The organism is Pseudidiomarina sp. (assembly GCF_033722695.1).
Taxonomy (GTDB): domain Bacteria; phylum Pseudomonadota; class Gammaproteobacteria; order Enterobacterales; family Alteromonadaceae; genus Pseudidiomarina.
In genome coordinates this window covers 1-4682 of sequence record NZ_JAWVYM010000056.1, presented here as the reverse complement: position 1 = coordinate 4682, position 4682 = coordinate 1, and the positions used below count along the sequence as shown (strand labels likewise).

The 4682-nt window shown below is 51.4% G+C and carries 5 protein-coding genes; 4 read left to right on the top strand and 1 reads right to left on the bottom strand.

Features of this window, described 5'->3' with window-relative positions:
- Both R3196_RS10710 and R3196_RS10705 read left to right on the top strand, forming a co-directional pair.
- On the top strand, positions 1-1738 hold a 1738-nt coding region (locus tag R3196_RS10710), incomplete at its 5' end, for a putative bifunctional diguanylate cyclase/phosphodiesterase (protein ID WP_318936763.1).
- 55 nt (positions 1739-1793) lie between these two features.
- Complete coding sequence (locus R3196_RS10705) at positions 1794-2477, top strand: dUTP diphosphatase (RefSeq protein WP_318936762.1); 684 nt, start codon at positions 1794-1796, stop codon at positions 2475-2477.
- A gap of 6 nt (positions 2478-2483) precedes the next feature.
- Here the strand turns inward: R3196_RS10705 and R3196_RS10700 are convergent, their stop codons facing one another.
- Positions 2484-3161, bottom strand: a complete 678-nt coding sequence (locus R3196_RS10700) for an SDR family oxidoreductase (RefSeq protein WP_318936761.1) — start codon at positions 3159-3161, stop codon at positions 2484-2486.
- Between the two features lie 186 nt (positions 3162-3347).
- Between R3196_RS10700 and R3196_RS10695 the strand changes: the two genes are divergently transcribed.
- Positions 3348-3719, top strand: a complete 372-nt coding sequence (locus tag R3196_RS10695; RefSeq protein ID WP_318936760.1) for a PadR family transcriptional regulator — start codon at positions 3348-3350, stop codon at positions 3717-3719.
- On the top strand, positions 3700-4682 hold a 983-nt coding region (locus R3196_RS10690; protein ID WP_318936759.1), incomplete at its 3' end, for a permease prefix domain 1-containing protein. The genes R3196_RS10695 and R3196_RS10690, both read left to right, overlap by 20 nt.

The following is a 4682-nucleotide window of genomic DNA, read 5'->3' as shown; positions in this document are numbered from 1 at the left end:
GCACTTTGACAATGAGACTTCCATTTTTCTGGATGAGCTGACCAGCGACATTGGTTTTGCGCTGGAGGTTTACGACAAAGAACGCAAACTTGAACAAATTGGTGCCGTGTTCAGGCACAGCAGAGAGTCCATTATCATTACCGAACCTGACGGCACTATCCTGGATGTGAACCCGGCGTTTACCACTATTACGGGGTTCAAACGCGAGGAAGTGTTGGGTAAAAATCCACGAATACTTAAGTCGGGTATCCAGGAGCGGCCGTTTTACCGGCAGATATTTGCACAGTTAATGAAAGAGGGGTATTGGGCCGGAGAATTTTGGAATATGCGTAAAAACGGCGATATTTACCCGCAACGGGGTACTATCTCTGCAGTTCGCAATGAGCAGGGGGAAATCCGTTATTTTATGGGCGTAATGGAAGATATTTCCGATCACATTAATTCAGAGAATGAAATTCAGCGGCTGGTTCATTACGACGTACTGACCTCGTTACCCAATCGTGTGCTGCTAAGAAAAGAGTTTAATAAAATCGCTGGCACCGTCACGGAAAAGAGTCCCTGGGCGCTGTTTTTTGTCGATCTCGATCACTTTAAGCATGTCAACGACGCCCTGGGGCATCATTTTGGTGATGAGCTGCTGAAAATCGTTAGTCAGCGCTTGCGGAATGAGGTTACCGATACCGACGTATTGTGCCGCTTTGGTGGCGACGAGTTCATCGTATTATTAAAGGCGAACAAAGACCACGCCGCCCAGTGCGCGAAAAAGATGATAAACAAAGTCATCCAGCCGTACGCAATTCAGGATCAATGTATTCATATTGGCTGCAGTATCGGCATCGCGCTGATGCCCGAACACGGTCAAACCCTGGATGAACTGATTCAGGCAGCCGATACCGCCATGTACGAAGCTAAAGCACAGGGGCGAAGTCGCTTCGTTTTTTACCTTCCTGAGATGAAAAATAATGCTCAAGCAAGGTTAAAGCTGAGAACTGAACTGAAGCAGGCGATAAACGAAAGTCAGTTGTATTTAGTGTACCAACCCAAGGTACGCATTACTGATGGTGGCACTGAGTTATTTGGTCTGGAGGCGCTGGTGCGCTGGCGTCAGCCCGAAAGGGGCCTGATTATGCCTTCGGAATTTATACCGGCGGCGGAAGAAAGTGGCCAGATTCTCGAAATTGATCGCTGGATATTAACTCGCGCCATTAAACAGTTAGCGCTGTGGCATGGTCGCGATAACGTCCAATCTGTGCCGCTGGCAGTAAATGTTTCCGCACAAATGTTCGCGCATAATCAATTTATTCCCTTGCTTAAGCGAGAACTATTACAGAGTGGCGTGCCGGGTCGGTTGCTGGAGCTCGAGATAACCGAGTATGTCGCCATGTTTGATATTGAGCATACGCTGAAAACCCTGAACGGCCTGAAAGAACTCGGCATCCAGATCTCCATTGATGATTTTGGGACTGGGCATTCGAGCCTGGCGTACTTGCAGGAATTCCCGATTGATAATGTAAAAATTGACATTAGTTTTGTCAGAGAGGTTCATAATTGCGTAAAGAAGCAGGGCCTGATCAGGGCTATCCTGTCGATGTCCAACACCCTCGGCATTGCGGTTATCGCAGAAGGCGTAGAGCAAAAAGAGGAATTTGAATTTCTTAAGAGTATTGGCTGTGTACAATTTCAGGGATTTTATTTTGGTAAACCCGTTCCGGGGGAGGACGTCGAATTAAGGAAGTGATAATCTTTGGAAAACTTTCTGACGACTATTCTCACTACCACAAGATGAGCCGACTATGACGCCTGAACAAGCCCAGAAACTGGTGATGATGCAAATTGCGTTTAACCAGGTAATCGACCCCAAGTATCCGGAACAGCCGCAAGTTAAGCGCGATGATGTGAAAGCCATTCTGGTTGAGCTGGGCGAATACTTTGAGCACACCGGCTATAAGTGGTGGAAAAAGCAGTCGGCGGACTGGGCGCAGGCGAATATGGAACTGATCGATATTCTGCACTTTGCCATTTCTGATGCGGTGGAAAATGCCTGTGCCGCAGGCAAAAGCACCAGCCAGGCTGCCGCTGACGTAGCCCGGATGATTACCGATGGCAGCAAAGCAGCGGTGACAGCAGAGGATGGCAAAGAGCTGATTGTGGCGCTGGCGCAGGACGGCTCAGACAGCAAGCCGCTTCGCTGCGGGAAAGTATTTTTTGACCGGCTGATGGCGCTATTGGTTAAGGCCTATGGCGATGCCAATACGGTCTATCTGACCTATGTAGGTAAAAACGCGCTCAATAACCTGCGTCAGCAGCGCGGCTATAAGCAGGGCACTTACATTAAAATCTGGCACGGCGAAGAAGATAACGAAGTGATGATGCGGTTGTTAACGCAGCATGCTGAGCCAATCGTTCAGGCCGAAAATCCGTTAACCCATGCTCAGCAGCTGCTGCTTGATCACTATGACCGTGAAGTGATGGTCTGACGCCCTTTACTTATACCCGGGCATCAGGAAGATCTCGCGGACACAGTTCCGCGGGTGTGCATTCAGGGCGTGTAATACCGCATCGGCCACGTCCTGCGGATCAAGCTTATCGGGTTTCTCCTCGTCGAAGAACGGCGTATTGACCATGCCGGGTGCGATGGTGGTGCAACGGCCGCTCCATTCTTTCATTTCTTCCGCCAGGTTCTGCATGAAGCCGTGTACGAACCATTTGGTGGCACCGTAAATCGAGCCTTTTATCGTAGTACGCCCGGCCGCTGATCCGGTTACCAGAAAATGTCCGGTGGTTTTGCGCAAATGAGGCAGGGTGAGCTTCGCGGTATTTAATACACCGGTAATATTTACCCCAATCATGGTTTCCCATTCCTGCGGATCGCCTTCCTCAGTGCCGGAAGCAGATACGCCCGTGCCGGCATTTGCAAATACCGCATCAAGCTGACCGAACCGCTCAATGCCCTTATCAACAACTTTCTTAAGCTGCTCATAGTCGCTGACATCCGACGCCACCGCCAGCACATTATCTTCACCCAGCTCGCTGACTAACTCATCCAGCAAGCGCTTACGCCGCGCCGTTACAATCACCTTGTAACCATCTTCCACCGCGCTTTTCGCCGTCGTTCTGCCAATACCACTCGACGCACCCGTAATAAGAAGCACCTTCGACATGCAAACCTCCTTAACAAAAAAAAATTCAACGCCTACTAGTGTAGTCCAAGAGAGGGGGGCTGACACCGAAGAAGGGGGGGCTGACACCATTTCGCTTAAAAATTACGCGCGGGTATTGCATACATAGAACTACAATGTATACTGCATCTATACATAATAGCTCTAGGCATAAAATCAGGAGGCCGGGTGAACCTTTCAAAAGACTTAATGGCAGCTTCGTCAACGCCGCTGGTACTGGGGATAATCGCCGAGGGCGAAACCTATGGGTACGAGATCGTCAAGCGGGTTGAAGAGCTTTCCGGCGGCGCCCTGAGCTGGACAGACGGCATGATGTATCCGCTGTTGCACCGGCTTGAGCACCAGGGATTTCTCGAATCGCGCTGGCGCGTTGCTGATACCGGCCGCAAGCGCAAGTACTACGCAATTACTACCCAGGGCCGCAAGGCGCTGGCAGAACAACAACAACAATGGCACGTCATCAATCAGGCCCTGAACAGCATCTGGCATGAGATGACAGCCACCACACGGAGCAATGACGATGGTTACCAGTTCGCGTGATAAAAACAGTTACGAACCTGATGCCCAATTCAATATGGAAGCGCGCATTGAAGAGTGGAAAAGTTATCTGGCTAAGCATGCCGCCATCGACGGCCAGGACGTTGATGAGCTCGAAGGCCATCTGCGCGATCAGGTCGATGAACTGAGAGCATCGGGGCTGGACGAAGACGAAGCCTTCCTTATCGCCACCAAACGCATCGGCAACATTAATGCAGTATCCCGCGAGTATGCGGAAGTCCACTCAGGTCGTCTCTGGCGTAACCTGGTGCTATCCGATAACCTGCCGGGCCTGAACTTCAGTCGCGAGCTGATGGCCGCGCTGCTATTTGCAGTTGCCGCCGCGATCAGCATTAAACTGCCGGCGCTGTTTGGTATCGGCATGGACGATGACGCCGGCGCCTGGTTTTACCAGCGCAACATTACGCTATTCGCGCTACCTTTCCTCGGCGCCTTCTTTATCTGGAAGCGTGAACTGGGCCTGCGCGGGTTGCAGGTACTCGCCGTCGGAATTTTGATCGCGCTGGTGACCATGAATATCTACCCACACGACCAGACCAGTTCGACCACGATACTGGCCTTTATTCATCTGCCGCTGGTGTTCTGGTTTGTGATCGGGGTGCTCTACACCGGCGACTGGTGGCAGTCACAATCACGCCGCATGGACTTTATCCGCTTCTCAGGCGAGTACGCGATTTATTACGTACTTATCGCTCTGGGCGGCGCGGTGTTGACGGCATTTACGCTGGGCATGTTCGCCTTTATCGATATCGACGTAGAATGGCTGGCGCAAACCTGGATTATTCCCTGTGGCGCGGTCGGTGCAGTGGTTATCGCGGCCTGGCTGGTGGAAGCGAAACAGGCCGCCATCGAGAATATGGCCCCGGTGCTCACCCGGGTATTCACGCCGTTATTTACCATACTCTTGATGGGTTTCCTGATCACCATGCTGGTTACCGGCAAGGG

Bases quoted from the DNA above. Each gene is read 5' to 3' on its own strand.
- R3196_RS10705 (WP_318936762.1), top strand. From the start codon at position 1,794: ATGACGCCTGAACAAGCCCAGAAACTGGTGATGATGCAAATTGCGTTT.
- R3196_RS10700 (WP_318936761.1), bottom strand. From the start codon at position 3,161: ATGTCGAAGGTGCTTCTTATTACGGGTGCGTCGAGTGGTATTGGCAGA.